Below are 26,586 nucleotides of genomic sequence, written 5' to 3'. Positions count from 1 at the left end.
CGGTCCCTGCCCGTGCCACCGACGGTCTCCCCGATGCATTCCTGGAAGCAGGCCGTGGCCCGGGCCTTCGACGGGGCCGAGGGCTATGACGGCGCGGCCGCGATCCAGAACGAGGTCGCGGGGCGGCTCGCGCGACGCGTCGGCAGCGAGACCCTGGCGCCGGCGCCGCGCATCCTCGAGATCGGCTGCGGCACCGGCCTGCTGACGGCGGCCTTGCGCCGGTGCCTGCCGGACGGCCGCTTCGTCGCCTCGGACATCGCTCCCGCCATGGTGCAGCGCTGCCGCACCCGCTTCGCTCGAGCCCCGGACCTCGCCTTCGTCGTCATGGATGCCGAGCGGCCCGCCCTCGCGCCCGGCTTCGACCTCATCGCGTCGAGCCTCGCCGCGCAATGGTTCGAGGACCTGCCCGGAACACTCGCGCGCCTCGCCGCTCTCCTGGCGCCCGGCGGCCTGCTGGCGGTGGCGACGCTGGGGGCGGACACCTTCGCCGAGTGGCGGGCGGCGCATGCGGCGCTCGGCCTGGACGCGGCGACGCCCCTCTATCCGACCCGGCACGCCCTCGCCGCGCTGCCGTTTCCCGGCTGCACGCTCGCGGTCTCCGTCGAACCCCTCGTCGAGGCCCATGCCGATGGCCGCGCCTTCCTGGGCGCCCTGCGGAGGATCGGCGCCGGGACGCCGGCCGCGTCGAGACCCCTCTCGCCCGGTGCGATGCGGCAGGTGCTGCGGGGCTTCGAGGCGACGGGCGCGCGGGTGACCTACGAGGTCGTGACCCTGTTCATCCGACGCGATGGCGAAGGTTAAGGGTTTTCACGTGCAACAGCGTCTCAGGCCACGGGCCTGTGGTCGCCGCTCGTGCCCCGGCGCAAGAGGAACACGCCCTGCGCGCCCATCAGGTTCCAGACCCACCAGGGCATCGCGAACCGCATCGGCCGGCCGCGGGCATCGAGGGCGGTGGCCTTCTCGATCTCGGCGTTCACCGTCCGGCACAGGCCGACGAAGTCGCGGATCGTGCAATGGTGGATGTTCTGGGTCTCGTACCATTCCTCGGGCATCAGGGCCGTCACCGGCATGCGCCCGCGCAGGGCGAGCTCCGAGCGCACGCGCCAATGCCCGAAATTCGGGAACGAGATGATGACCTGCCGGCCGATGCGCAGGAGGTGCTCCAGCACGATGCGCGGGTTGCGCGTCGCCTGGATGGTCTGGGACAGGACGACCACGTCGAAGGCGTCGTCGGGATAGTTCGCCAGATCGGTATCGGCGTCGCCCTGGATCACCGGCAGGCCGCGGGCGAGGCAGGCGTTCACGCCCTCCCGCGACAGCTCGATGCCGCGCCCGTCGACGCCGCGCCGGTCGCGCAGCAGGGCGAGCAGGGCGCCGTCGCCGCAGCCGATGTCGAGGACCCGGGCATTCGCCGGCACGAGGTCGAGCACGACGAGGTGATCGACGCGGGTGTCGCCGGCCTCGCCCCGCGGCAGGGTCTCCGCCGTCTCCCAGGGCCGGTGGGCGGACATCTCCGATCCCGTCACAGGCCGCGCGCCCGGGCGGCGGCGTCGATGTAGCCGCGCGCGGCGGCGAACATCGCCGGCTCGTCGAGGAGGAAGGCGTCGTGGCCCTTGTCGCTCTCGACCTCCACGAAGGCGACCGGGGCCGAGGCCGCGTTCAGGGCATGGACGATGGCGCGGGATTCCGAGGTCGGGAACAGCCAGTCGGAGGTGAACGACATCACGCAGAATCGGGTCCTGGTGCCCTTGAAGGCCTTCGCCAGCACCCCGCCCTGGTCGGCGGCGAGGTCGAAGTAATCCATCGCCCGGGTGAGGTAGAGGTAGGCGTTGGCGTCGAAGCGCTCGACGAAGCTGAGGCCCTGGTGGCGCAGGTAGCTCTCGATCTGGAAGTCGGCGTTGAACGAGAAGGTCGGCGCGGACCCGCCCTGGAAGCGGCGCCCGAACTTGCGGTGCAGGGCCGGCTCCGACAGGTAGGTGATGTGCGCGCCCATGCGGGCGACGCCGAGCCCCTTGGCCGGCCGGGTGCCCGCCTCGAGGTAGCGCCCCTCGGCCCAGGCCGGATCGGCCATGATCGCCTGCCGACCGACCTCGTGGAAGGCGATGTTCTGCGCCGAGTGGCGGGGCCCGGTGGCGATCGGCATCGCGGCGAAGACCCGCTCGGGGTAGCTCGCCGCCCATTGCAGCACCTGCATGCCGCCCATGGAGCCGCCGATGCAGAGGAACAGGTCGCGGATGCCGAGCCGGTCGAGCAGCATGGCCTGGGCCCGGACCATGTCGCGGATGGTCACCAGGGGGAAGTCGAGCCCGTAGGCGCGGCCCGTGGCCGGGTCGATCGAGGCCGGGCCGGTGGAGCCCATGCACGAGCCGATGACGTTCGAGCAGACGACGAAGTAGCGGTCGGTGTCCACGGGCTTGCCCGGCCCCACCAGGGACTCCCACCAGCCGCGCTTGCCCGTCACCGGATGGGTGTGGGCGAAGTGCTGGTCGCCGGTGAGCGCGTGGCAGATCAGGACGGCGTTGGAGCGGTCCGCGTTGAGGGTGCCCGCCGTCTGATAGGCGATCTGGAACGGCGCGAGCTGCACGCCGGCATCCATCGCCAGGGGCTCGTCCAGGCCGAACTGCGCCACGAGGCCCTTCGGCTCGCGGGCCTGGGACAGCTCGACGCCCGGCGCGTCGGCGCGCGCCGATTCGTCTTCGGGCGTGCCTGGCTTCAGGGCGGTTTCCAGCGACATGGTCATGAAACGGGTTGGAGGAGGCGGCGCGTCGGTCGGCAAGGGACGGCTCGCCGTGCCGTCCGAAGATCGGACCCTGCGTCGTGAGGCGTTGAGGTAGTGTGCGCTCCCTCACGCGTCAACGAAAGGGCGCCGGAGTCGCGCGCGGCGCGGCGCGGGGTTTCAGAACCGCGCGGTCGATCCGCTTCGGGGCAAACGGCTCTGGCCCTCGGACGCGCGCGATCGTAGACCGGGCGGCGGCGCCCGGGAGGCGAGACCCCGGCGCCGGCTCTCCCGACCGTTCCCACCGCAGCCTCGCGAGCCCCCGATGCGCTTCACGACGAGACCCGCGCCGCCCCTCGACAACCTCGGCGACCTGCGCGCCGAGATCGACCGGATCGACGCCGAGATGCACGCCCTGCTGATCCAGCGCGGGTCGATCATCGACCAGCTGATCGCGGTCAAGCGCACCTCGGCCAGCGGCTCGGCCTTCCGGCCCGGGCGCGAGGCCTCGATGATGCGGCGCGTCGCCGAGCGCCATCGCGGGCTGCTGCCCCTCGACACCGTGGAGGGCATCTGGCGGGTCATCATCGCCACCTTCACCTACGTGCAGGCGCCGTTCTCGGTGCATGCCGACATCGCGGGCGGGGATGCGCCGATGCGCGATTCCGCCCGCTTCCACTTCGGCTTCACGGTGCCCTACCGGCCCCACCCCACCTGCCTCGCGGTGATCGAGGCGGTGGCCGCCTCCCGCGGCGACCTCGGCATCTTCCGCCTCGATCCCGACGGCTCGGGCGCATCCACCGACGCGGCACCCTGGTGGGAAGGGCTCGTCGGCGAGGGCCGCCCCAAGGTCATCGCGCGCCTGCCCTTCATCGAGCGGCCCACCCACCCGGCCGGCACTCCGGTCCTGGTGGTCTCGAACCCGCTGGACGACCCGGCCGCGGCCCAGCGCGACTGGGTCCTGCACGCCACCCGCGTGGCCGCCTGGGAGCCGGAGGCCATGCGCGCCCTGCAGGACCTCTACGGCGAGGTCGTCGCCCGCGCGGCCGGACCGGACGGGCACGGCCTGCTCCTCGCCGTCCCCGGTGGCGTCGGCAGCAGGCAGCTGCACGAGGCGCTGACCCGCGCCGGCGCCGCGCCTCGGACCCTCGACGAGATCGGCAGCCACGCCGCCCGCTTCCGGGTCTGAGGCGAGGGAGGCGGAAGCAGGAGGGCGCTCGGCAACAAGACTCTCGGCAACAGGACCTGGGGCACGGGGTCCGCTCGCAAAGCCGGGCCAGCTTTGTTAGACGGGCGCTTCGCCGATCCAGCGGCGGCCTCCAGGTCTTCCCCATGTCCTCTGCCACCCTCGCTCCCTCACGCCCGGTGCCCCGCCCCGGAATCCTCGCCATCGAGGCCTACGTGCCCGGCAAGAGCGGCGCGCCCGGCCATGCCAAGGTGCACAAGCTCTCCTCGAACGAGACGCCGCTGGGCCCGAGCCCGAAGGCGGTGGCGGCGATGCGGGCGGAGGCGGCCAAGCTCGAGCTCTACCCGGAGGGCACCGCGCGGGTGCTGCGCGAGGCGATCGCCACCCGCTACGGTCTCGACCCGAACCGGATCGTCTGCGGCGCCGGCTCGGACGAGCTCCTGTCCTTCCTGGCCTACGCCTATCTCGGCGCCGGCGACGAGGGGATCTTCACCGAACACGGCTTCCTGGTCTACCGGATCGCGATCCTGGCCGCCGGCGGCACCCCCGTGGTGGTGCCCGAGCGCGACCTGCGCGCCGATGTCGACGCGCTGCTGGCCGCCGTCACGCCCCGCACGAAGATCGTCTACCTCGCCAACCCCAACAACCCGACCGGCACCTACCTGCCCTTCGACGAGGTCCGGCGCCTGCAGGCGGGCCTGCCGCCCCACGTCCTCCTCGTCCTCGACGGGGCCTATGCCGAGTACGTGCGGGCGAACGACTACAGCGCCGGCCTCGACCTCGTGCTGGAGGCCGACAACGTCGTGATGACCCGGACCTTCTCGAAGATCCACGGGCTGGCGGCGCTCCGGATCGGCTGGATGGTCGGCCCCGCCGAGGTGGTCGACGCGATCAACCGCATCCGCGGCCCCTTCAACCTGTCGGGAGCGGGCATCGCCGCGGGCGCGGCCGCCATCGCGGACGACACCCACGTGGCCGCGGCGGTCGCCCACAACGATCACTGGCTCGCCGCGATGACGCCGGCGGTCCAGGCACTCGGCCTCGCCGTGACGCCGAGCGTCGCGAACTTCATCCTCGTGCATTTCCCCGACGCGCCGGGCCGGACGGCCGCCGAGGCCGACGCGTTCCTCTCGGCCCGGGGGGTCGTCACCCGGCGGGTCTCGTCCTACGGCCTGCCCCATGCCCTGCGGGTCACCATCGGCGGCGAGGCGGCGAACACCGCCTTCCTCCAGGCCCTGACCGCCTTCGTGCAGGGCGAGCCCCGTGCCTGACATGGACACGCAGCCCCTCGATACCCTCGCCATCGTCGGCCTCGGGCTGATCGGCTCGTCGATCGCCCGCGGCGCCCGGCAGTTCGGCCTCGCCCGCCGCATCGTCGCCATCGACCGCGATGCCGCGGTGCTGGAGCGGGTGCGGGCGCTCGGCCTCGCGGACGCGGCCACGGACGATCTCGCCGCCGGCGTGGCCGGAGCCGACCTCGTCATCCTGTGCGTGCCGGTCGGTGCCGTGGGCGCGGTGGCGGAAATCATGGGTCCGGCCCTGACGCCGGGGGCCATCGTGTCGGATGTCGGCTCGGTCAAGGCCTCGGTGGTGGCGGCCGTCGCGCCGCACCTGCCCGCCGGCGTGCATTTCGTGCCGGCCCATCCCGTGGCCGGCACCGAGTATTCCGGGCCCGATGCCGGCTTCTCGACCCTGTTCTCCGGGCGCTGGTGCATCCTCACCCCCGCCGAGGACACCGACCCGGCGGCGACCGCCCGGGTCCAGGCCTTCTGGGAGGGCCTGCGCGCCATCGTGGAGACGATGACGCCGGAGCATCACGACCTCGTCCTGGCGATCACCAGCCACGTGCCGCACCTCATCGCCTACAACATCGTCGGCACCGCCGCCGACCTGGAGGCCGTGACCCAGTCCGAGGTGATCAAGTTCTCCGCCGGCGGCTTTCGCGATTTCACCCGCATCGCCGCCTCCGACCCGACCATGTGGCGGGACGTGTTCCTGACCAACAAGGACGCGGTGCTGGAGATGCTGGGCCGCTTCAACGAGGATCTCGCGGCGCTGGCCCGCGCGATCCGCTGGGGCGACGGCGAGGCCCTCCACGACCTCTTCACGCGCACCCGCGCCATCCGCCGCGGCATCGTCGCCATGGGCCAGGAGACGGCGGAGGCGGATTTCGGCCGCGGCCGCCCGAGCGACCCGGCGGCCTGAGGACGCGCCGCGGCTCAGTAGAGCGGCGGCAGCTGCACGTTGGGGATCGGGAACGGCCCGAGCATCAGGCGGCCCTCGGCAAGCCGCAGGGGCGGCAGGGGCTTGAGGGCGTCCTCGGCCGGAGCCGCGACGCCGGCCTCGGCATTCGCCTGGCTGCGGCGGCCGAGGAGCTGGCCGACGAGGCTTCCGATCAGCGCCCCCTTCTCCGCGCCGAAGCGCTGGCCCATGACCTGACCGACGAGGGCCTCGACGCCGGCCGCCCGCAGGTCGAGCTGGCCCTGGAGCCGGTGCGCCGCGTCGAGGTCGAGACGGCCCTTGGCCTGGATCCGGCGCTCGCCCTTGGCCAGGGACAGGAGCGCGATGTCGAGGCCGCCGCCGGCCTGGCGCCAATCCTCCATTTCCCTGGCCACGGTGCCGGTGCCGAGGGCGGTGGCCCGGCTCACGGTGGCGTCGAGGGCGAGGTCGGCCGGGTCGGCATTGCCGAGGGCCGCATCGACCAGGGGCAGGCGGATCCGGTTCACCCGGAGGCTGGTGTCGATGGCCCCCTCCGACGCGAAGCGGCCGGGGGTCGGGCGGGCGTGAAGCTCGAGGTGCTGGGTATCGAAGTCGATGGGCTCGGGACCGGCGCCGCGCACGACGCCCTTGGCGCCGTTGGCCACCACGGAGGCCCGCACGAAGCCGTCGGTGGCGCCGTGAAAGCTGCCCTCCAGGGAGGTCCAGTTCGCATCCGCCGTCAGGTCGCCCTGCTCGACGTGGAACGGTCCGCCGACCTCGAGGATGCCCTGGCGCGGCTGGTAGACCTGGGTCACCGCCGTCACGGGCCCGAGGGTGAAGCGGCTGTCGGAGCGGCCGAAGGCGAGGGAGGCGCAGCGCAGCTCGAGCCGGAACGGGTAGCCGGTGATGCTGCGGTCGGCGCAGGTCCAGGTCCGGCCCGCGGCCGCTTCCTGGGCGACCCAGCCATCCATCTCGGACGCGGCGCGGTGGCGGATGTAGAACCAGCCGAGCGACCAGGCGATCACGAGGATGGCGAGGAGGATGTAGGGGAGGAACAGCCCCTTGCGCGAGGGGGAACGGATCGGAGTCGGGCTCTGCGCCATCGCGTCTTCTGTATCCTGCGCTCGCGTCACGGGCCTGCGGCCCGCGTCGGGGCAGCCCGGATGCAAGGCTTGGCAGGGTCTCGGCGGCGAAAGCATGGCGGGCGCCGCCGTCACGCCGCAAAACGCAGGCGTCGCGGCCCGAACGGGCGCGATGCCGCGATCAGTTCGCGGCGTCGGCGTTCTGCTCGCTGCCGAGATCGGCCACGATGGCCTCGCGCTCGGCCTCGTCCTCGGCGAGCCGGTGGACGTGCATCTCGGTCGCGCCCTTGTGCCGGGCACGGGCGATCCAGTTCCGGTGCAGGCGCTCGCGCGGGCTCTGCCCGGCGGAGGCCACCGAGACCAGCTCGCCGACGCCCGCCGCGTCGCGGCGCACGGCCATCACGACGGCCTCGCCCATGTCGTCGAGCTCGGGCTCGGCCAGCTCATGGATGCCGACCACGTAGCGGCGGCCGGACCGGCCGCGCCAGGCGCTGAGCACCAGGGCGGGGGTCCCGCGCAGGCCGGCCGTCGTCCTCAGACGTTCCTCGCGCACTTCCTGTCTCCGTGCTCGATCGTCCTTCAGGTCGCGGAGTGCGGCCGACCAGGACAGGGCTCTCTTGTTCGCCATTTGTTCCACATTAATCTTAACGTTTCGTTGGCGTCAAGGACGACGCCCCAGCCTCCAATCAGATGGGGACGACGGGAGTTATCCACAAGTCGTGCACAGGGTCGAACCGACCCCGGCGGCCCCGTCAGGCGACGGGCGATCCGTTCCGCGCGGCCTTGGTCCGGGACGCCGGAGCGGCCTCGGGGACGGCGTGCCCCGCCGCCGCGAGCTCGCTCCGGCCGGCGGCCAGCAGCGCGTCCGAGGCGGTCTCGATCCGCCCCTGGACCACCTCGAGGAAACGGGTCCGGTCGAGGCCCGGCGGGATCGGCGCCAGGAACTCGATCACCGAGGTGCCGGGCCGGCGCACGAGGCTGCGGCGGGGCCAGTGCAGGCCCGTGTTGAGGGCGACCGGCAGGCAGGGCACGCCGAGGGCCGCGTACAAATGGGTGATGCCGAGCTTGTAGGCGGGCGCCGCACCGGGCGGGCGGCGGGTGCCCTCGGGGAAGATGATGAGCTGGCGCCCGTCCCGGATGGCCTGGGCCGCGGCCTCGTTCATGGCGGCCATCGCCCGGGCGCCCTTGCTGCGGTCGATGGCGACCATGCCGGAGCGCGAGAGGAACCACCCGATCAGGGGAATCCAGAGCAGCTCGCGCTTGAGGATGTAGGCGAAGTCGGGAAAGGCCGTGACGAGGGCCAGGGTCTCCAGGGCCGATTGATGCTTGGCCGCCACGAGGAGGGGGCCGGGCGGGATGGTCGCCACGCCCCGGAACTCCACCGTGATGCCGCCCACCACCCGCAGCAGCCACAGGGTCACGCGTCCCCAGAACTGTGCCAGCCGGATCACGCCCCGCCGGGAGACGAGGGTCGGCAGTCCGCCGATCGCGATGAGGGTGGTCGCGGCATAGAAAGCGAGATTGAACGCGAGCGAACGGACGAGGAGCATCGGGAACCTGGATGAGACAGCCCGGAACAGGGCGCGGCCCAGCTCCCGTGTAGCGTGCGATCCCGTCCCAGGCCATCCGAGCCCGGGATTATCCGGACCGTCAGTCGCCCTCGGCGAGGGTGCCGCGCTGGCGCGGATCGGCGGCGCCCGCGAGGAGCCCGTCGCCGACCTGCACGGAGTTGGCCGAGCCGGAGGTCGTCCCGACCTTGATGCGGTGGCCGCGGGCCCGCAGCAGGGCCAGGGTGTCGGGGGAAAGGCCTTCCTCGGCCATCAGCACGTCCGGCTGCCACTGGTGGTGGATGCGGGGCGCGGCCACGGCCTCGGCGAGGTTCATGCGGAAATCGAGCACGTTGACGATGACCTGCAGCACCGTCGAGATGATGCGGCTGCCACCGGGGCTGCCCGTCACCAGGACGAGCCGTCCGTCGCGAAAGACGAAGGCGGGGGTCATCGAGGAGAGCGGCCGGGCGCCGGGCGAGACCGCGTTGGCGACGCTGCCGACGAGGCCGTAGGCGTTGAGGGCGCCGGGCTTGGCCGAGAAATCGTCCATCTCGTTGTTCAGGAGCACGCCCGTGCCCTCCGCCACGAGGCCGAGCCCGTAGGAGAAGTTCAGGGTCGTGGTGTTCGAGACCGCGTTGCCCTGCGCATCGACCACCGAGAAATGTGTGGTCTGGTCGGACTCGTAGGGGAGGGGATCGCCGGCCTTGACCTCGGCGGCGGGCCGGGCGCGGGCGGGGTCGATGCCGGCCCGCACGGCGGCCGCGTAGGACTTGGCGATCAGGCCCTCCACCGGCACCTGCGTGCGGGCGGGGTCGCCCAGCCAGGTCGCGCGGTCGGCATAGGCCGGCTTCATCGCCTCGGCCAGGATGTGGACGGCGTCGGCGCTCCCCGAGCCCATGCGGGCGAGGTCGAAGCCTTCCAGCACGTTCAGGATCTCGATGAGATGGATGCCGCCGGAGCTCGGCGGCGGCATCGAAGCGACGGCATAGCCCCGGTAGGTGCCGCGCACGGGCTCGCGGAGCACCGGGCGATAGGCGGCCAGGTCCTCGGCCGTCATCACCCCGCCCGCGGCGCGCACGGCAGCGGCGATGCGCTCGGCGATGGCGCCCGTGTGGAAGGCGTCGGGACCGGATTTGGCGATGGCCGCCAGCGTGTCGGCGAGATCCGTCTGGATCAGCCGTTCGCCGCGCTGCAGGGGCCTGTCGCCGGCAAAGAAGATCTTTCGCGAGGATGGCCAGCGGCCGAGCAGGCCGGCGGCCCGGGGCAGCGAATCGGCGAGGCCCGCCTCCACGGGGATGCCCGCGCGGGCCAGCGTCTCGGCCGGGGCGATCAGGTCGGCCAGGGTGAAGCGGCCCGAGCCGTAGAGACGATGCGCCTCGGCCAGGCCCCGCACGGTGCCGGGCACGCCGACCGCCTTGCCGGTCCGGGTCGAGGCGGCGCGGTCGGGTTCGCCCCTGGGGTCGAGGAACATGTCGGAGCGGGCGGCGGCCGGGGCGGTCTCGCGGTAATCGAGGGCGATCGTCTCGTCGCCGGCCGCCCGGTGGATCATCATGAAGCCGCCACCGCCGAGGTTGCCGGCCCGCGGCAGGGTCACGGCGAGGGCAAAGCCCACCGCCACGGCGGCGTCGATGGCGTTGCCGCCGGCCCGCAGGATCGCGACGCCGACCCGTGTGGCGCGCGCCTCCTGCGAGGCGACCATGCCATGGGCGCCGAGCACCGGCAGCAGGCGGGCATCGTCGGACTGGATCGGCGGCGGCTCGGGCGAGCCCGGCGCCGGGCCGGCGGTCCCTTGCGCGAGCGCCGGCCCCGTGGCGGCCAGGACCAGGGCGAGGGCGATGCGCGAGGGGGTCAGCCGCATGTCAGGCGCGTCCGTTGCCACGGGGCGGGAGGGCGGATGCGCCGTGATGACGCCCGGCGATCAACCAGTAGACGAGGCCCGAGGCCGCGCCGGTCAGGAACAGCACCGCGGTGATGCGCCCTTCCAGGGCCAGGGCCTCGGCGCTCGCCCCGGTGCGCGACAGGCCGCGGGCGAGCCAGGGCACGGCGGCGGTGAGGAGGCCGGTCCCGGCACCGTACCAGGTGGCGGCGCGCCAGTTCAGGACGGCGCCGAGGACAGCCACCAGGACAGGCGGCACCACCAGGAGCACGAACAGCGCGCGGGCGATGGCGGCGAGCGCGAACAGCAGGGTCTCGGGACCGATCCCGGAAGCGAGGTCCGTCAGCCCGGAGAACAGCCCGACGAGGCCGAGGCGGGACAGGGTCTCGCTGGTGGCCGGGTCGAGCATCGCGCCGAGCGCCAGGACGGCCGCCCCGCAGGGGATCGCCAGGACCAGGGCGAGGCTCGCGATGAACAGGTCGCCGAGGAGACGCACCCGTCAGTCTTCGTCGCCGTCGTCGGCGCCCGCATAGACGCCCTCGGCACCGATGCCGTCCTCCAGCATCATCCGGGCGCGGGCGCGCAGCTTCTCGGTCTCGCTCTTGAGCTGGCCGCAGGCGGCCAGGATGTCCCGGCCGCGCGGCGTCCGGACCGGCGACGCGTAGCCGGCTTCGTAGACGATTTCCGAGAAGCGCTCGATGCGTTCCCAGTCCGAGCACTCGTAGGCGCTGCCCGGCCAGGGATTGAACGGGATCAGGTTGATCTTGGCCGGGATTCCCTTGAGCAGGCCCACCAGCTCGCGGGCGTCGGCGTCGGTGTCGTTGATGTCCTTGAGCATCACGTACTCGAAGGTGATGCGACGGGCGTTGTTCAGACCCGGATAGGCCCGGCAGGCGGCCAGCAGTTCGGCGAGCGGATACTTGCGGTTCAGGGGCACCAGCGTGTCGCGCAGGTCGTCGCGCACCGCGTGGAGCGAGATCGCCAGCATGGCATGGGCCTCGTCGCCGAGGCGCTGCATCTGCGGCACCACGCCGGAGGTCGAGACGGTGATGCGTCGGCGCGAGAGGCCGAGGCCCTCCTGGTCGGCCATGACCCCGACGGCGTCGACGACGTTGTCGAGGTTGTACAGGGGCTCGCCCATGCCCATGAAGACGATGTTGGTGACCTTGCGCCGGGTCTCGTCCTCGCCGGGGGCGGTTGGGTTCTGGCCGGCCCAGTCGTTGAGGTGGTCGCGGGCGACGACGAGCTGGGCCGTGATCTCGGCGGCCGTCAGGTTGCGCACGAGGCGCTGGGTGCCGGTGTGGCAGAACGAGCAGGTGAGGGTGCAGCCGACCTGGCTCGAGACGCAGAGGGTGCCGCGCCCGCGCCCCGGAATGTAGACGCACTCGATCTCGGCGCCGCGGTTGTGGTCGTGCTTGCCCGTGGGGGCCATGCGCATCAGCCACTTGCGGGTGCCGTCGCGGGACACCTGCTCGGTGATCACCTCGGGCCGGTCGAGGGTGTAGGCGTCGGCGAGCTGAGCCTTCAGGCCCTTGCCGACATTGGTCATCTCGTCGAAGGCCTTGGCGCCGCGCACGTTGAGCCAGTGCCAGACCTGGCCCGAGCGCATGCGCTGCTCGCGCTCGGAGACGCCGATGGCGCCGAGCCGGGCCTTCAGCTGCTCGCGGGTGAGCCCCACCAGGGACGAGCGCCCGGCCGGCAGCGCCTGGGTCCCGGCCGGGGGCTCGAACTCGGGCAGTTTCTCGATTGCGGGAACGGCGCTCGCGTCGCGCCGGGCGGTGTCGAACGACGCCGTCGCCATGATCTGGATGAACCTTCGGACTTGGAATGGGTCCGATATAGGGGATTCGGGTCCAAAACGCGAATGCGGGACGGGGCGGCGCCGGATTCCGGCGATCCGGCGCCGCCGCTTCGGGCTTCCACCCGGATCGCCCGATGACCGGACGGCGGGGACCGCCCCGCCGGCGGTCGCCTACTGCGCCGGTTTGGCCTCGCTCGGCGGGGCGCCGGCAGCGGGATCTTCGGCGGGCGGCGCGGGCAGGAGGACGTTCTTGCTGATGCTGCCCTCCGGACCGTATTCCCCGGCCACCGCGATGCAGGCCTTCTCGCGGTTGAGCTGCATCTGGTTCGACATCAGGGCGAACATGGTCTGCACCCGGCCGCCGAACGGCCCGCGCGGGCTGACGTCGGCGGCGCGCACGTTCTGCTTCTCGAGGAGCGCGTCGAACGCGTCCGTGCCGATGCGGTAGCCGCAGACATTGGCGGCGGCGAAGATGTAGGCGGCGAATTCGAGCGCCCGCGGCGAGGGCGCGTTGCGGATCTGGGCCTGCGCGGCCGGCGGCAGCGCGAGACAGGCGGAAAGGCAGGCAACGAGGCCTGCGGCCAGGGGGGGACGAGCGGACATGCGGGGGGTTTCCTCAGGCGCGGAGGCTTCACGCTCCGCTTGCGCGCTGAGATAGGCCCCGGGCGTCCGGCGTCAAACGCCCGGCCTCAGCCGAGCCGGCTCAGTAGCCGGTCCATCAGCGGATTGTCCGGCGTGAAGGCATAGTCGACCTTGCGCACGCTCACGGCGCCCGCCCCGGCCTTGACCAGGGCGTCGGCCAGATCGAACACCGCGTCGACCGGGCAGTGCAGCACCATCTCGCCGCGGCCCTCGGGCGCGCCGTAGGGCAGGGCGGCATCGTGCAGGGCGGCGATGCCGGCCAGGTCGATGTCGCCGTCATCCGGCATGGCGGCCCGGACCTCGCGGGTGGTGCGGGCGCGCTCCTCCGCCTGGATGCGGCAGAGGACGGCGCGGAGCGCCCGGCGCTGGGGCTCGCCCCAGGGCGCGTTCAGGGAGGCGACGAGGTTCGCCTCCGAGCGCAGGATGATCCCGTCCTCCAGGATCTTCAGGGCGTTGGCGGCGAGCGTCGCCCCCGTGGTGGTGATGTCGACGATGATCTCGGCCGAGCCCGCGGCCGGCGCGCCCTCGGTGGCGCCCAGGCTCTCGACGATGCGGTAATCCGCGACCCCGTGCTCGGCGAAGAACCGGCGGGTCAGATTGATGTACTTCGTGGCGATGCGCAGGCGCTTGCCGTGGCGGACCCGCATCTCGGCGGCGACCTCGTCGAGGTCGCTCATGGCGCGGACGTCGATCCAGGCCTGGGGCACGGCCACCACCACGGTGGCCTGGCCGAAACCGAGCGGCGTCAGGAGCTCGACCTGGCCGCGGGCGTCGGGCAGCGATTCGCGGATCAGGTCCTCGCCGGTGATGCCGAGATGGGCCGTGCCGCTGGCGAGCTGCGCCGCGATCTCGGAGGCCGAGAGGTAGCGCACCTCGACGCCGGGCACGCCGACGAGTTTTCCGCGATAGTCGCGGGCGCCGGTGTTCTGGGCGAGCTTGAGGCCGGCCCGGGCGAAGAAGGCGGCGGCGTTCTCCTGCAGCCGACCCTTGGACGGAACGGCGAGGACGAGGGAATCCGGTTCAGCCAACGGTCGCGTCCTTCTCGCTGGGAGCGTTCGCGGCGACCCGCGAGAGCCAGACGGCGCAGCCGACGGCGGGCACGGGCACGGGGCTTCCGAGATGCTGGAGCAGGCCGTCGTAGCGGCCGCCGCCCACCAGGGGCAGCTTCGGCGCACCCGGCGCCGTGCCCTCGAAGATGAAGCCGGTGTAGTAATCGAGGTTGCGGGCGAAGCCGCCGGAGAAGCGGAAGCGCTCCACGGCGAGGCCCCGGGCGGCCATGAAGCCGGTGCGCTCCTCGAACAGGTCGAGGGCCGCGTCGAGGGGCGGGTGGTCGAGGCCGGCCTCCTGCACCAGGGCCCGCACCGCGGCGGCGGCGCTGTCGGGATCGCCCTCGATGGCGCGGTAGCGGTCGACGATGGCGCGGTTCTCGGGGTTGAGGCCGGAGCCGCCGCTCGCCTGCGCGGCGGCCTTGGCGAGGAAGCGCTCGGCGATCTCGCCGGCGCTGCGGCCGCCGACCCGCGAGATGCCGGCGATCGACAGCACGTCCTCCACGAAGGCGCGCACGCCGCCGGGATCCTGGCCCTGGATCGCCGCGAGGAGCCCCGCATGCGGGGCTTCGGTGCGCAGGCCGTTGGTGACCGCGTCGAGGGAGCGGCCGGCGGCCAGCGCCCGCAGGGTGCGGCGCTTGGCGGTGGGAGGCACGCCGAGGGCGTCGAGCAGGGCGTCGACGAGGCCCATGTCGCCGAGGCGGACGGCGACGTCGCGGCGCCCGAGCAGGGCGAGGCCCTCCAGGGCGAGGCCGATCACCTCGGCATCGGCGGCCGGGGTGTCGGTGCGCCCGACCGACTCGATGCCGGCCTGGAGAAACTCGTCCGGCTCGTCGCCGGCCAGCCGGAAGACCGGCCCGAGATAGCTGTAATCGGCGCCCTGCGGGGCGGACGGCGAGGGCGCCGAGAATTTCGGGGCGTGCGCGAGGTGGTGGCGACAGACCGGAATCGTGAATTCCGGCCGCAGGCAGAGTTCGCTGCCCGAGGCGTCCTGGGTCACGAAGATGCGCCGGCGGATGTCCTCGCCGGACAGTTCCAGGAACGGCTCCACGGGCTGCAGCACCGGCGGCGTCACCGCGCCGTAGCCGGCCTCCTGGAAATGCGCGAGCAGGCGCAGGTGGTCCTGCGATCGTTCCCCCGCGGTGCCCCCGCCTGCCTCCGGTCTCGTCATCGTCTCGCCTGCCGCCTCGTCGCGGGCTCTAGTAGCAACCGGGCCTGCGCTTGGCGATGGCTTTCGGCGACGGCCTCCGGCCGGGGCGCCTAGACCCAGCCCTGCAATTCGCGCCGGACCACGGTCTCGATCACCGTCATGCCGAGGTCGCTGTCGTTCAGGCAGGGAATGTAGGCGAACTGCTCGCCGCCGTTGTCCTCGAAGTAGTGGCGGTTCTCGCCGTCGAGCTCCTCCAGGGTCTCGAGGCAGTCGGCGGTGAAGCCGGGCGCCACGATCGCCATGCGCTTGACGCCGCTCTTGGCGAGATTCTGCACGGTCTCGTCGGTGTAGGGCCGCAGCCATTCCTCGTTGCCGAAGCGCGACTGGAAGGTGGTGCGCATCCTCTCGGTCGAGAAGCCCAGCGCCTCGCGGATCAGGCGCCCGGTCTTCACGCACTGGCAATGATAGGGGTCGCCCTTGAGGAGGTAGCTCTTGGGCACCCCGTGGAACGAGGTCAGGATCACCTCGGGCTCGAAATCGAGCTTGGCCAGGCCCTCGCGGATCGAGGTCGCCATCGCCTCGATGTAGACCGGGTCGTCGTGATAGGGCGGCGAGACGCGCACCGTCGGCTGCCAGCGCATCTGCATCAGGGCTTTGAAGGCCTGGTCGCAGGCGGTGGCCGAGGTTGCGGCGGCGTATTGCGGGTAGAGCGGCACCAGGAGGATGCGGTCGCAGCCCTGGTCGAGCAGGGCCTGGATCCGCACGGAGACCTCCGGCTTGCCGTAGCGCATGGCCCAATCGACCACGACCGAATCACCCATGGCCGCCTGCAGGCGCTCGGCCTGTCCGCGGGTGATGGTCTTCAGGGGGCCCTCGTCGCGCTCGTTGTTCCACACGCTCGCATAGTCGCGGCCCTTCGGCCCCGGCCGCTTGGTCAGGATGATGAGGTTGAGGAGCGGCCACCAGATCAGGCGCGGGACCTCGATCACCCGGCGGTCCGAGAGGAACTCCTTGAGGTAGCGGCGCATCGGCCAGTAGCTCGTGCCTTCCGGCGTCCCGAGATTCATCAGGAGGACGCCGACCCGGCCCCAGCGCACCGGCGGATGCTCGGACGGCAGGGGCGCGCCCTGCGGAAGGCCCGCCTGGGTCGGGAGCGACAGGCCGTCCTGCGGGAGCGGCGGTGCGACGCGTTCGTTCATCGGGTTTCCGTATCGCTCTGGGGGTGAGCGCTTGAGAGCGGCGGGTTCACAAAGGTTGTGTCGTGGGGGATATCTATCTAGAGCACGGAGCCTTCCAGCGATCACACGATGGATGAAGGCGCGACATGCCGTCTCCCCGGTACTTCCTCAACCACTTCATGCCCTTCACGGGTTATCCCTATACGGGGGGGCCGACCGCCTGCAATCTCTGCGGCTCGGCGGAGTCCGTGGTGGTGGCCGAGAGCGACCGCCGGCTGAAGACCCTGCGCTCCATCGCCTGCCGCCAGTGCGGCCTGATCCGCACCGATCCGATGCCGACACCGGCCGAGCTCGCGGCGTACTACGCCACCGCCTACCGGGCCGACTACCAGCTCGCCTTCGCGGGCGGACCGCCGCGGGTCCATCTCAAGCGCTCGGCCCGCGAGGCCGCCTTCCGCACCGGTCTCCTGGCGCCCAAGCTGAAGCCCGGCGCCCGGGTGCTCGATTTCGGCTCCGGCTCGGGCGAGTTCCTGGCCGAGGTCCGCGCGAAGGGCTGCGAGGCGATCGGCATCGAGCCGGGGCGGGACTACGCGGCCTACGCCCGCACCCATCACGGCGTCGAGGTGCTGGACGATGCCGGCGACGAGCGCTTCCCCGAGGCGCATTTCGACGTCATCACCACCCGGCACGTGCTGGAGCACCTGCGCGATCCGGCCGACGTGATGGAGCGCCTGTCACGCTGGCTGAAGCCGGACGGCGTGCTCTTCGCCGCCGTGCCCGACATGGCCACCACCGGCAAGCCCGCGCACGAGCGCTTCCACTTCGCCCATGTCCACGGCTTCGTGCGCGAGACCTTCGACCTCACCGCCCGCCGGGCGGGCCTCGTGCCGCATCCGGACTATCCGCGCGAGAACACCGCGGTGGTCTACGCCAAGACCGACGCCCCGCCCGTGACCCTGGCCAATCCCGGGCTCGCCGAGCGCCTGGCCGTGGAGCTGAAGCCGATGCCGCCCGCCGTCTTCCTGGCCTCCGGCGCCTGGCTCTGGCCGATGGTCCGCCGCAACGCCAAGGCGGTGCGCGATACCTTCGTGTCGCGCTGAAGCGGCCGCGGAACCCTGACACGGGGGCCGGACCCTCGCGCGGTTGCGGCCGGCCGTCGTAGGCCCTTCGCGAACGGCGTCCTAGAACACGGGGATCAGGCGGCGGCATCCGGCCGCCCGCCCGACGCCTGAGACGCCGCCGTGACGAACCCTCCCCCGACGAACCTTCCCTCACCGAACCCTCGCACGACGAATCCTGCCGGACCGGTACCGAACCGGCGCCAGACCCTCGCCCTCGGGGCGGGTCTCGCCATCGGTCTGGGCAGCCCGGCCGAGGCGGCGCCCGCGACGGCGCCGGACCCGACCTTCACGCTCCTCCTCGTCAACGACCTCTACCAGATGGACGAGGTCGACGGCCGGGGCGGCTTCGCGCGCCTCGCCGCCATCGTGAAGGCCGAGCGCGCCCGGGGCGTGCCGATGCTCTACGCCCATGCGGGCGACACCCTCTCGCCCTCGCTGCTGTCGGGCTTCGACCGCGGCGCCCACGTCGTCGAACTCCTCAACCGCGCGCCGCCCGACGTGTTCGTGCCGGGCAACCACGAGTTCGATTTCGGCCCGGCGACCTTCGCCCAGCGCATGGGCGAGGCGAGCTTCCCGGTCCTGGCGGCCAACCTGCGCGACGGGGCGGGCCGCCCGCTGAAGGGCCTGCGCGACCGAATGGTGGTGACCCTCGGGGGCCTCCGGGTCGGCGTGGTGGGAATCGCCCTGGCGACCACGCCGGAGAAGTCGCAGGCGGGCGACCTGCGCTTTTCCCCCGAGATCGAGACCCTGGCCCGCGAGGTCCAGGTCCTGCGGGAGGAGGGCGTCGACCTCGTGGTGGGGGTCTGCCACACGGCCCGGGCCACGGACGACGCCATCGTGGCCGCCCGCCTCGTCGACATCCTGCTCTCGGGCCACGACCACGATCTCGTGGTGCGCTACGACGGCCAGACCGTGATGGCCGAATCGAGCTTCGACGCCCATTACGTCACCGCCATCGACGTCACCGCGACGGTGACCGGGACGGGGCGGGACCGCCGGGTGGCGTGGCGCCCGAGCTTCCGCATCCACGACTCCGCCCAGGTCACCCCCGACCCCGAGACGCTGGCGGTGGTGCAGCGCCTGCAGGGCGAGCTGTCGCGGGAACTCGACGTGCCGGTGGGCGTGACCCGCGCCCCCCTCGACAGCCGCATCGCCGCGGTGCGCGTCCGCGAGGCGAGCTTCGGCAGCCTCGTGGCGGACGCCATGCGGGCCGGCACCGGGGCGCAGGTGGCGATCACCAACGGCGGCGGCATCCGGGGCAACCGGCTCTATCCGGCGGGCACGACCCTGACCCGTCGCGACATCCTCACCGAGCTGCCCTTCGGCAACACCATCGTGCTGGTGTCGCTGACGGGCGCACGCATCCGCGCCCTCCTCGAAGGGGCGCTCGCCGACTGGGGGCGCCCGGCGGGGCGCTTCCCCCAGGTCTCCGGGCTCGTGGTGACCCTCGATCCCGCCGCGCCGGTGGGCAAGCGCATCCTGTCGCTGAGCGCGGACGGCGTGCCGGTCGATCCCGATGCGAGCTATACGGTCGCGTCGAACAACTTCCTGTACGACGGGGGCAACGGCTACGGCGACCTCGCTCGCGGCCGGACCCTGATCGGCCGGACCGACGGCCAGCTCGTGGCCAACGCGGTGATGGCCTATATCCGTGCCAACGCCCCGCTCCCCGCCCCCGCCGAGGGCCGCATCCTGGTCCGCTGATGCCCGAGACGCCCGTCGCCGACGCCCTCGCCCGCTTCCGGAGCTCCGGCGCGTCCTGGCTCGCCCTGCCGTTCTTCGAAGACGGCGCCGCCGAGGCGGTGGCCGCCCGGGTCGATGCCCGCATCGCGGCCGGCGCCACCGTGCTGCCGCCCCCGGAGAACATCTTCAACGCCCTCGCGCTCACGCCCCTCGAGCGGGTGAAGGTCGTCATCCTCGGCCAGGACCCCTATCCGACGCCGGGCGACGCCAACGGCCTCGCCTTCTCGTATGTGGGTCCGCGGCGGCTCCCGGCCTCGCTCAAGGTGATCCTGGCCGAGCTCGCCGAACCGGGCGCGCCGCCGGTCAGACCCCGGACGGGCGATCTCACGCCCTGGGCGCGGCAGGGCGTGCTCCTCCTCAACGCCGCCCTCACGGTGGAGGCCGGCAAGGCCGGGGCGCACCTGCGTTACGGCTGGTCGGCCCTGACCGACCAGGCGGTGGCCGCGGTCTCGGCCCGTCCGCAGCCGGCGGTGTTCCTGCTTTGGGGCGCCCAGGCGCGCGCCCGCGCCGTCCTGGTGGATTCCGGGCGCCACGGCATCGTGGAATGCGGCCATCCCTCGCCGCTCAACCGCGCGCGGGATTTTCCCGGCTCGCGCCCCTTCGACGCCGCCAATGCCTGGCTGTCCGCCCACGGCGTCGCCCCGATCGACTGGCAGCTCGGCTGAGACCGGGAATCTCCGGCCCGGACCCCGGCCTCAGAGCGGACCCTGCTTGGCGAATTCCGAGAACACCGCCCGCAGGACCTTCAGCCGGTCCTCGTAGGATTGCCTGAGGCAGGCGACGTCGGCGCCGCAGGCGCGGCGCTCGGTGAGCCAGGCCTCCTGGTCCTCGCGCAGCTTGGCGTTGCCGCCCATCGGCAGCATCGCCCGCAGGATCTCGAAACGGGTCGCCATCTCCACGTCGAGGTCGTTCAGGGGCAGGTGGGCGCAGATCGCCTTCTCGTCGGGGGTCTCCGCCTTCTCGCAGGAAAAGCTCGCCGCCTCCGCCGAGCCGGCCGCGAGGACGGGGAGCAGGACACCGAGCAGCGGGCGGAGAAACGTCACCATGGAGCAGGCCTCGCGAGGGCGGGAGAAACGTCAGATGCCGAGCCAGCCTCGCGCCCGCAGACGCGCCAGGAGCGGCAGCAGCGGCAGGCCGAGGATGGTGGAATGGTCGCCCGCGACCGCCGCGAACAGGTGGATGCCGAGGCCCTCGAGCTGGTAGCCGCCGACGCTGGAGCAAACCCGCTCGGGTCCGGCGAGATCGACATAGGCGGCGATCGCCGCGGCATCGAGGGGCCGCATGGTCAGCTGCGCGGTCTCGACGAAGGTCTCGACCACGGCCCCGTCGACGGCCAGGGCCACCGCCGAGCGCAACGCGTGGGTCCGGCCCGCGAGGGCGCCGATCTGCGCGCGGGCGGCGGCGGGGTCCGCCGGCTTGTGGAACAGGGCGCCGTCGCATTCGAGGACCTGATCCGCCCCGACGACCACGCGCGCGGGCCGGCGGGCGGCCACGGCCGACGCCTTGGCCTCGGCCAGCCGGCGGGCCAGGGCCTCGGGCGGGAGACCGGCGCAGTCCGCCTCGACCGCCCGCTCGTCGACGCCCGGGCTCTCGGTGTCGACGGCCAGGCCCGCGCTCGCGAGAAGCGCGCGCCGAGTGGCGCTGGTGGAGGCGAGCAGGAGCGGCAGGCTCGCGCGCCAAAGCGAGGCGGGCATCGGGTGGCTCGGGACGCTCACGAGGCGATGAATTTCAGGCGGTGCTCGCGGTGCAGGTCGAGGATGGCGGCGGCCGTCTCCTCGATCGAGCGCCGGGTCACGTCGATGGTCGGCCAGCGGTGCTTGGCACAGAGCCGCCGGCAGGCGGCAATCTCGTCGGCCACCGCGCTGCGGTCGACATAGAGGGAGGAATCGTCGGCCTTCAAACTGAGGAGTCGGTTCTGGCGGATCTGGACGATGCGCTCCGGGCTGGCGAGGAGCCCGACCAGGAGCGGTTTGCGCGCCGTCTCCAGGCTCTCGGGCAGGGGCATGCCCGGCACCAGGGGGAAGTTCGCGGTCTTCAGGCCGCGATTGGCGAGGTAGATCGCCGTCGGGGTCTTCGAGGTCCGGCTGACGCCGATGAGGATCACGTCGGCCTCGTTCACGTCGAGGGGCAGATTGCCGTCGTCGTGCAGGAGCGTGAAGTTCATCGCGTCGATGCGCTTGAAGTACTCGGCGTTGAGCATGTGCTGCGCGCCGGGGCGGGCCGTCGAATCCGCCCCGAGATAGGATTGCAGCAGGGCGTGCACCGGCTGCAGCACCGAGAGGCAGGGCGAGCCGGTCTCGCGGCAGGCCGCCTCCAGGCGCTCGGTGAGATCGTGGCCGACCAGGGTGTAGAGCACGAGGCCCGGCGCGGCCTCGATCTCGGAGATCACCCGCTCGAGCTGCGGGCCGGAGCGCACCAGGGGATAGACATGCTCGATCGCCGAGACGCCCTCGTACTGGGCGGCGGCCGCGCGGCCCACGTTGATGAGCGTCTCGCCGGTGGAATCCGAGACGAGGTGCAGGTGAAAATAGCTACGGCTCATCGAAGGGCAGTCTCCTCCGGCCCGGCGGAGAGGATCCATGACGGCGCGCCGCAGGGTCTTGTCCACCGGGCTCGGTCAGGGGAGTCGATAAGGGTGGATAAGCCGGCTTGCCCGAACGGTCCAGCGGCTGAGCGAGCCGGCTTGTCGACTCCGGCGTCAACACGCGATCACACCGGCGCGATTCCCGCGCGGTTTTGGGAGAATCCGGGACCGAGCCCCGCTCGCCGGCGGCCGGGCAGGGGCAAGGCACTGTAGGCCATCACCTATCCGGGACATTGGACCCAATCCGTTAAAGCCTGATTAACGCCGCAGCCGCGGGGACGCCCTGTGGACGGTTTTTCGCTCCCGTCATCCGCCCCTCTAAAAGAAAAAACAGAGTCCTAGAATCTCTCTTTCCTTTTAGAGAGCCGGTGTGGGGATGAGTGCGGAAGCCCCCATCCGGGACCCGGACGAGAGCAGCGGGTTCCGAGCAGAGGGGATTTCGGAGGGAAGGGTTTTCGAGAGGAGGACATCCGACGCTTCGGTGCTACATACCGGCCCTCAGGGAACGGGACGTCGGAGATCGGATGAGCCAGGCAGTTGCAGGGGACCGCGTTCCAGAGGATCGGGCGGTCCTGCGGGTTCTCGCGGGCGAGGCCCTGCCCCGCCCCCCCGCCTGGATGATGCGCCAGGCCGGGCGCTACCTGCCGGAATACCGCGAGGTCCGGGCCCGGGCGGGTTCCTTCCTCGACCTCTGCTACAATCCCGACTTCGCCACCGAGGTCACGCTGCAGCCGATCCGGCGCTTCGGCTTCGAGGCCTCGATCCTGTTCTCCGACATCCTGGTGGTCCCGGATGCGCTGGGCCAGAACGTCCGCTTCGTGGAGGGCGAAGGGCCGCGGCTCGACGCCATGGCCGGCCGGGCCGAGTTCGAGCGCCTGCGCGAGGCCGGTGACCCGGCAATCTTCGCGCATCTCGAACCCGTCTTCGAGACGGTGCGGCGGCTGCGCGCCGAGCTCCCCCACGAGACCACGCTGCTGGGCTTCTGCGGCGCGCCCTGGACGGTGGCGAGCTACATGATCGGCGGTCGCGGCACGCCGGACCTCGCCCCCGCCCGCGCGCTGGCCCGGCACGACACCGCCCTGGTGGAGGCGCTGATCGACCGCCTCGTCACGGTGCAGACCGAGTACCTCGTCCGCCAGCTCGAGGCCGGGGCCGACGCGGTGCAGATCTTCGAATCCCATGCCGGCGCGCTGCCCGACGCGCGCGGCGCCGGCGAGGCCAGCGCGGAGGCCGTCAACGAGGTCGCCGAGAGCGCGCTGCCCGAATCCGCGGAGCGCGACGCCCTGACCCGCTGGTCGCTCCAGCCCATCGCCCGGATGATCGCCGGGGTCCGCGCCCGGGTGCCGGGGGCCAGGATCATCGTGTTCGCCCGCGGTTCGGGCCTCGACGGCCATGCCCGCGTGGTGCCCGAGACCGCCGCCGACGCGGTCGGCGTCGACTGGTCGGTGGACCTCAAGGCCCTGCGCGACCGGGTGCCCGCCACGGCGGTGACCCAGGGCAACGTCCATCCCGAGACGCTGATCGAGGGAGGGGCGGCCCTCGACGCGGCGGTGGACGGGGTGCTCGCGGCCACCGAAGGCCTGCCGCACATCTTCAACCTCGGCCACGGCATCACCCCGCAGACGCCGATCGCCCATGTCGAGCGCATGCTCGCGCGCCTGCGGCGCTGAGGCGGCGGTGGACAGCCTCTATCCCTGGCTCAAGGCCGGGCACCTCGTCGCGCTCATCTCCTGGATGGCGGCGATGCTCTACCTGCCGCGCCTGTTCGTCTATCACGCCTCCCTGGTGCCGGGGCCGCACGCGGCGGCGCAGTCCGAGACCTTCAAGGTCATGGAGCGACGCCTGCTGAAGGCGATCATGACCCCGGCGATGATCGCCACCTGGATCTTCGGGCTGATCCTCGCCGGGATGAGCGGCTACTACGCCGCCGGTTGGCTCCAGGCGAAGTTCGTCCTGGTGCTCGCCATGAGCGGCATCCACGGCTGGCTCGCCCGGATGGTCAAGGACTTCGCCGCCGACCGGAACACCCGGGGCCACAAGTTCTACCGCATCCTCAACGAGGTACCGACCCTCCTCCTGATCCTGATCGTGATCCTGGCCGCCGTGAAGCCGAGTTTCGGGTGAGGGCCGTCGCCCCGTATCCCGGGATCACAGGACGACGGGATGCGGTGAACCCGGGAAGGAGGACCGGCCGGGCGCGGGTGAACCGGCGACCCGGCGGGGCCCGAAGCGGGACTGAGGGCAGGACCGATGGCTGAGCACACGCACGATCATCACGACCACGATCACGTGGATCACGGGCATGCGCCTGCCCATGCCGGACACAGCCACGGGGGTGGGCATTCGCATGGCGGCCATTCCCACGCGCCGGCCACTTTCGGGCGGGCCTTCGCCATCGGCATCGGCCTGAACATCGCCTTCGTGATCATCGAGGCGATCTACGGTTTCGCCAGCGAGTCCATGGCCCTGGTGGCGGATGCCGGCCACAACCTCTCGGACGTGCTCGGGCTCGCCGTCGCCTGGATCGCCTCGGTTCTGGTCAAGCGCGCGCCCACCGCCCGCTTCACCTACGGCCTGCGCGGCTCCTCGATCCTCGCCGCCCTGTTCAACGCGGTGTTCCTGCTCGTGGCGACCGGCGCCATCGCCTGGGAGGCGGTCGCCCGCCTGATCGCTCCCGAGCCGCAGCCGGTGGCGGGCCTGACCGTGATGGTGGTGGCCGGCATCGGCATCCTCGTCAACGGCGCCACCGCCTGGCTCTTCATGTCCGGCAAGGGCAGCGACATCAACATCCGCGGCGCCTACCTGCACATGGTGGCGGATGCCGCCGTCTCGGCCGGCGTGGTGGTGACCGGCCTCATCATCGTGCTGACGGGGGCGGCCTGGATCGATCCGCTGGTCAGCCTCGTCATCGCTGGCCTCATCGTCTGGGCGACCTGGGGCCTGCTGCGCGACAGCGTGGTGATGTCCCTCTCGGCGGTGCCCCCCGGCATCGACCCGGCGGCGGTGGGCGCCTACCTGCGCGCCCGAGCCGGCGTCTCGGACCTGCACGACCTCCACATCTGGCCGATGAGCACCACCGAGATCGCCCTGACGGCCCATCTCGTGATGGCGGAGGGACACCCGGGCAACGGCTTCCTCATCGCCACCGCCGCCGAGCTGAGAACGCGCTTCGGCATCGGCCACGCCACCCTGCAGATCGAGGAGGCGGGCGGCCCTCCTTGCGCGCTCGCCGGAGACTGCACCGTATGATTCGCGCCTTCGTCGTCGGCCATCCCATCGCGCATTCACGCTCGCCCCTGATCCACGGCCACTGGCTCGGCGAGCACGGCATCGACGGCAGCTACGAGCGGATCGACGTGGCGCCGGAGGCCTTTCCGGGTTTCCTGGCGTCCCTGCGCGAGAAGGGATTCGCGGGCGGCAACGTCACCATCCCGCACAAGGAGGCGGCCTTCGCGCTGGTCGAGTCGCTCACACCGCGTGCGGAAAAAATCGGGGCGGTCAACACCCTGTTCTTCGACGGGTCCGAGCGCCTCTGCGGCGACAACACCGACGCGCCGGGCTTCATCGCCCATCTCGACCAGAGCCTCGGCCTGGGCTGGACCGAGCGCGGCGCCGGCACCGCCCTGGTGCTCGGTGCCGGCGGAGCCGCCCGCGCCATCGTCGTCGGCCTGCTGGAGCGCGGCCTCTCCCGGATCTGGGTCGCCAACCGGACGCTGGCCCGCGCCGAGGCCCTGGCGGCGCTCGATCCCGCCCGGGTCGAGGCCGTGGCCTGGCACGACCTGCCGGACGCCATGGCGCGGACGGGACTCCTCGTGAACACCACCTCCCTCGGCCTAGTCGGCCACCCGCCCCTCGATCTCGACCTCCTGCCCCTGCCCGAGGACGCGGCGGTGGCGGACATCGTCTACGCACCCCTGGTGACGCCCCTCCTCGCCGCGGCTCGGGCACGGGGACTGCCCGCCGTCGACGGCCTCGGCATGCTGCTGCATCAGGCGGTGCCGGGCTTCGCGCGCTGGTTCCGGACGACGCCGAGCGTGACGTCGGCCCTGCGTGCCCGCATCGTCGCCGACCTGGCGCCCGCGTGAGCCGGCCCGTCATCCTCGGGCTCACCGGTTCGATCGGCATGGGCAAGTCGGCCACGGCGGCGATGTTCGCGCGCCACGGGGTGCCCGTCCACGACGCGGACGCGGCCGTGCATGCCCTCTACGGCGCCGGCGGCGCGGCCGCCGCAGCCATCGGCGCGGCTTTCCCCGGCACCCTGGACGCGGACGGCGCCGTCGACCGGACGCGCCTGCGGGAGGCCGTGATCGGCGCGCCCGACCGCCTCGCCGCCCTGGAGGCCCTGGTCCACCCCCTGGCCCAGGCCGCGGCCCGTGACTTCCTCGCGCGCCACGCGGACGCGCCCCTGGTGCTCCTCGACATCCCGCTCCTGTTCGAGACCGGGGCCGATGCGCGCTGCGACGCGGTGCTGGTCGTCACGGCACCCTCGGACGTGCAGCGCGCCCGGGTGCTCGCCCGGCCCGGCATGGATGCGGCGACCTTCGAGGCGATCCGCGCCAAGCAGCTGCCCGATGCCGAGAAGCGGGCGAGGGCCGACTTCGTCCTCGACACGGGCCTCGGCTTCGACCACGCCGAGGCCGAGGTGGCGGCGATCATCCGGCAACTCACCGCGGGACCGGTGCCGGCTGCGCCTTGACGCGGTCCTAGGAGGG

Annotated in this window: 27 protein-coding genes; 12 read left to right on the top strand and 15 right to left on the bottom strand. The window is 72.4% G+C overall.

Annotated elements, in window-relative coordinates; genetic code table 11:
• Positions 1-33: 33 nt before the first annotated feature.
• Positions 34-801 (top strand): methyltransferase, encoded by a 768-nt coding sequence (locus ACLBWX_RS13770; RefSeq protein ID WP_447677617.1) that lies wholly within the window; start codon positions 34-36, stop codon positions 799-801.
• 23 nt (positions 802-824) lie between these two features.
• On the opposite strand, the gene metW is transcribed toward ACLBWX_RS13770, so the two are convergent.
• Positions 825-1,511: a methionine biosynthesis protein MetW gene (gene metW / locus ACLBWX_RS13765; RefSeq protein WP_447677616.1), complete on the bottom strand. Its 687-nt coding sequence runs from the start codon at positions 1,509-1,511 to the stop codon at positions 825-827.
• An 11-nt stretch (positions 1,512-1,522) separates the two neighbouring features.
• Positions 1,523-2,740, bottom strand: coding sequence for a homoserine O-acetyltransferase MetX (metX, locus tag ACLBWX_RS13760; RefSeq protein ID WP_447677615.1), 1,218 nt, complete (start codon positions 2,738-2,740; stop codon positions 1,523-1,525).
• Positions 2,741-3,041: 301 nt separating this feature from the next.
• On the opposite strand from metX, the gene ACLBWX_RS13755 reads away from it, so the two are divergent.
• From ACLBWX_RS13755 to ACLBWX_RS13745, 3 genes are all read left to right on the top strand, one after another.
• A complete protein-coding gene (locus ACLBWX_RS13755) occupies positions 3,042-3,905 on the top strand; it encodes a chorismate mutase (protein ID WP_447677614.1) in 864 nt (287 codons plus the stop codon).
• Positions 3,906-4,048: 143 nt separating this feature from the next.
• A complete protein-coding gene (locus tag ACLBWX_RS13750) occupies positions 4,049-5,173 on the top strand; it encodes a pyridoxal phosphate-dependent aminotransferase (protein ID WP_447677613.1) in 1,125 nt (374 codons plus the stop codon).
• A gap of 1 nt (position 5,174) precedes the next feature.
• Positions 5,175-6,107 (top strand): prephenate/arogenate dehydrogenase family protein, encoded by a 933-nt coding sequence (locus tag ACLBWX_RS13745; RefSeq protein WP_447677612.1) that lies wholly within the window; start codon positions 5,175-5,177, stop codon positions 6,105-6,107.
• Between the two features lie 14 nt (positions 6,108-6,121).
• On the opposite strand, the gene ACLBWX_RS13740 is transcribed toward ACLBWX_RS13745, so the two are convergent.
• The 10 genes from ACLBWX_RS13740 to hemH all read right to left on the bottom strand — a co-directional run bounded on the left by ACLBWX_RS13740 (position 6,122) and on the right by hemH (position 16,447).
• Positions 6,122-7,204 carry a DUF2125 domain-containing protein gene (locus ACLBWX_RS13740; RefSeq protein WP_447677611.1) on the bottom strand — a complete coding sequence of 361 codons (1,083 nt, stop codon included), beginning with the start codon at positions 7,202-7,204 and terminating at the stop codon, positions 6,122-6,124.
• A gap of 160 nt (positions 7,205-7,364) precedes the next feature.
• A complete protein-coding gene (locus ACLBWX_RS13735; RefSeq protein WP_447677610.1) occupies positions 7,365-7,811 on the bottom strand; it encodes a hypothetical protein in 447 nt (148 codons plus the stop codon).
• A gap of 124 nt (positions 7,812-7,935) precedes the next feature.
• Positions 7,936-8,733: a lysophospholipid acyltransferase family protein gene (locus tag ACLBWX_RS13730; RefSeq protein WP_447677609.1), complete on the bottom strand. Its 798-nt coding sequence runs from the start codon at positions 8,731-8,733 to the stop codon at positions 7,936-7,938.
• A 100-nt stretch (positions 8,734-8,833) separates the two neighbouring features.
• Positions 8,834-10,591 carry a gamma-glutamyltransferase gene (ggt, locus tag ACLBWX_RS13725; protein ID WP_447677608.1) on the bottom strand — a complete coding sequence of 586 codons (1,758 nt, stop codon included), beginning with the start codon at positions 10,589-10,591 and terminating at the stop codon, positions 8,834-8,836.
• A 1-nt stretch (position 10,592) separates the two neighbouring features.
• The gene (locus ACLBWX_RS13720) at positions 10,593-11,105 is read right to left on the bottom strand and encodes a hypothetical protein (protein ID WP_447677607.1); all 513 of its coding nucleotides are present in this window, start codon (positions 11,103-11,105) and stop codon (positions 10,593-10,595) included.
• A gap of 3 nt (positions 11,106-11,108) precedes the next feature.
• Complete coding sequence (rlmN, locus tag ACLBWX_RS13715; protein WP_447677606.1) at positions 11,109-12,410, bottom strand: 23S rRNA (adenine(2503)-C(2))-methyltransferase RlmN; 1,302 nt, start codon at positions 12,408-12,410, stop codon at positions 11,109-11,111.
• A 171-nt stretch (positions 12,411-12,581) separates the two neighbouring features.
• Entirely contained in the window at positions 12,582-13,013 is a 432-nt protein-coding gene (locus ACLBWX_RS13710; RefSeq protein ID WP_447677605.1) for a hypothetical protein, read from the bottom strand.
• Positions 13,014-13,099: 86 nt separating this feature from the next.
• Positions 13,100-14,080 carry an ATP phosphoribosyltransferase gene (gene hisG, locus ACLBWX_RS13705; protein WP_447677604.1) on the bottom strand — a complete coding sequence of 327 codons (981 nt, stop codon included), beginning with the start codon at positions 14,078-14,080 and terminating at the stop codon, positions 13,100-13,102.
• Complete coding sequence (locus ACLBWX_RS13700) at positions 14,073-15,269, bottom strand: ATP phosphoribosyltransferase regulatory subunit (RefSeq protein ID WP_447677603.1); 1,197 nt, start codon at positions 15,267-15,269, stop codon at positions 14,073-14,075. Before ACLBWX_RS13700 ends, hisG begins: the two co-directional genes overlap by 8 nt.
• A gap of 89 nt (positions 15,270-15,358) precedes the next feature.
• A complete protein-coding gene (hemH, locus tag ACLBWX_RS13695; RefSeq protein ID WP_447677602.1) occupies positions 15,359-16,447 on the bottom strand; it encodes a ferrochelatase in 1,089 nt (362 codons plus the stop codon).
• 125 nt (positions 16,448-16,572) lie between these two features.
• Here hemH and ACLBWX_RS13690 point away from each other — a divergent pair, with 125 nt between their 5' ends.
• From ACLBWX_RS13690 to ACLBWX_RS13680, 3 genes are all read left to right on the top strand, one after another.
• The gene (locus ACLBWX_RS13690) at positions 16,573-17,526 is read left to right on the top strand and encodes a class I SAM-dependent methyltransferase (RefSeq protein ID WP_447677601.1); all 954 of its coding nucleotides are present in this window, start codon (positions 16,573-16,575) and stop codon (positions 17,524-17,526) included.
• Positions 17,527-17,778: 252 nt separating this feature from the next.
• Positions 17,779-19,251, top strand: coding sequence for a bifunctional metallophosphatase/5'-nucleotidase (locus tag ACLBWX_RS13685; RefSeq protein ID WP_447677667.1), 1,473 nt, complete (start codon positions 17,779-17,781; stop codon positions 19,249-19,251).
• Complete coding sequence (locus ACLBWX_RS13680; RefSeq protein WP_447677600.1) at positions 19,251-19,955, top strand: uracil-DNA glycosylase; 705 nt, start codon at positions 19,251-19,253, stop codon at positions 19,953-19,955. The genes ACLBWX_RS13685 and ACLBWX_RS13680 overlap by 1 nt, the downstream gene beginning before the upstream one ends.
• Positions 19,956-19,985: 30 nt before the next feature.
• Here the strand turns inward: ACLBWX_RS13680 and ACLBWX_RS13675 are convergent, their stop codons facing one another.
• The 3 genes from ACLBWX_RS13675 to ACLBWX_RS13665 are packed head-to-tail and all read right to left on the bottom strand — an operon-like array spanning position 19,986 to position 21,832.
• The gene (locus tag ACLBWX_RS13675; RefSeq protein WP_447677599.1) at positions 19,986-20,336 is read right to left on the bottom strand and encodes a lysozyme inhibitor LprI family protein; all 351 of its coding nucleotides are present in this window, start codon (positions 20,334-20,336) and stop codon (positions 19,986-19,988) included.
• A 30-nt stretch (positions 20,337-20,366) separates the two neighbouring features.
• Positions 20,367-20,984, bottom strand: coding sequence for a Maf family protein (locus ACLBWX_RS13670; protein WP_447677598.1), 618 nt, complete (start codon positions 20,982-20,984; stop codon positions 20,367-20,369).
• Between the two features lie 17 nt (positions 20,985-21,001).
• Positions 21,002-21,832: a pyruvate, water dikinase regulatory protein gene (locus ACLBWX_RS13665; RefSeq protein ID WP_447677597.1), complete on the bottom strand. Its 831-nt coding sequence runs from the start codon at positions 21,830-21,832 to the stop codon at positions 21,002-21,004.
• Positions 21,833-22,398: 566 nt separating this feature from the next.
• On the opposite strand from ACLBWX_RS13665, the gene ACLBWX_RS13660 reads away from it, so the two are divergent.
• The 5 genes from ACLBWX_RS13660 to coaE all read left to right on the top strand — a co-directional run bounded on the left by ACLBWX_RS13660 (position 22,399) and on the right by coaE (position 26,570).
• The gene (locus ACLBWX_RS13660; RefSeq protein WP_447677596.1) at positions 22,399-23,544 is read left to right on the top strand and encodes a uroporphyrinogen decarboxylase; all 1,146 of its coding nucleotides are present in this window, start codon (positions 22,399-22,401) and stop codon (positions 23,542-23,544) included.
• Complete coding sequence (hemJ, locus tag ACLBWX_RS13655) at positions 23,510-23,998, top strand: protoporphyrinogen oxidase HemJ (RefSeq protein WP_447677595.1); 489 nt, start codon at positions 23,510-23,512, stop codon at positions 23,996-23,998. The genes ACLBWX_RS13660 and hemJ overlap by 35 nt, the downstream gene beginning before the upstream one ends.
• 126 nt (positions 23,999-24,124) lie before the next feature.
• Positions 24,125-25,123: a cation diffusion facilitator family transporter gene (locus tag ACLBWX_RS13650; RefSeq protein ID WP_447677594.1), complete on the top strand. Its 999-nt coding sequence runs from the start codon at positions 24,125-24,127 to the stop codon at positions 25,121-25,123.
• Positions 25,120-25,959 carry a shikimate dehydrogenase gene (locus tag ACLBWX_RS13645; RefSeq protein WP_447677593.1) on the top strand — a complete coding sequence of 280 codons (840 nt, stop codon included), beginning with the start codon at positions 25,120-25,122 and terminating at the stop codon, positions 25,957-25,959. The genes ACLBWX_RS13650 and ACLBWX_RS13645 overlap by 4 nt, the downstream gene beginning before the upstream one ends.
• On the top strand, positions 25,956-26,570 hold the full coding sequence (coaE, locus tag ACLBWX_RS13640; RefSeq protein WP_447677592.1) for a dephospho-CoA kinase: 615 nt from the start codon (positions 25,956-25,958) through the stop codon (positions 26,568-26,570). Before ACLBWX_RS13645 ends, coaE begins: the two co-directional genes overlap by 4 nt.
• Positions 26,571-26,586 lie beyond the last annotated feature (16 nt).

This window comes from Methylobacterium sp. M6A4_1b (genome assembly GCF_053345175.1).
The sequence above is the reverse complement of the archived record's forward strand: the minus strand, read 5'-3'. Positions and strand labels throughout refer to the sequence as shown.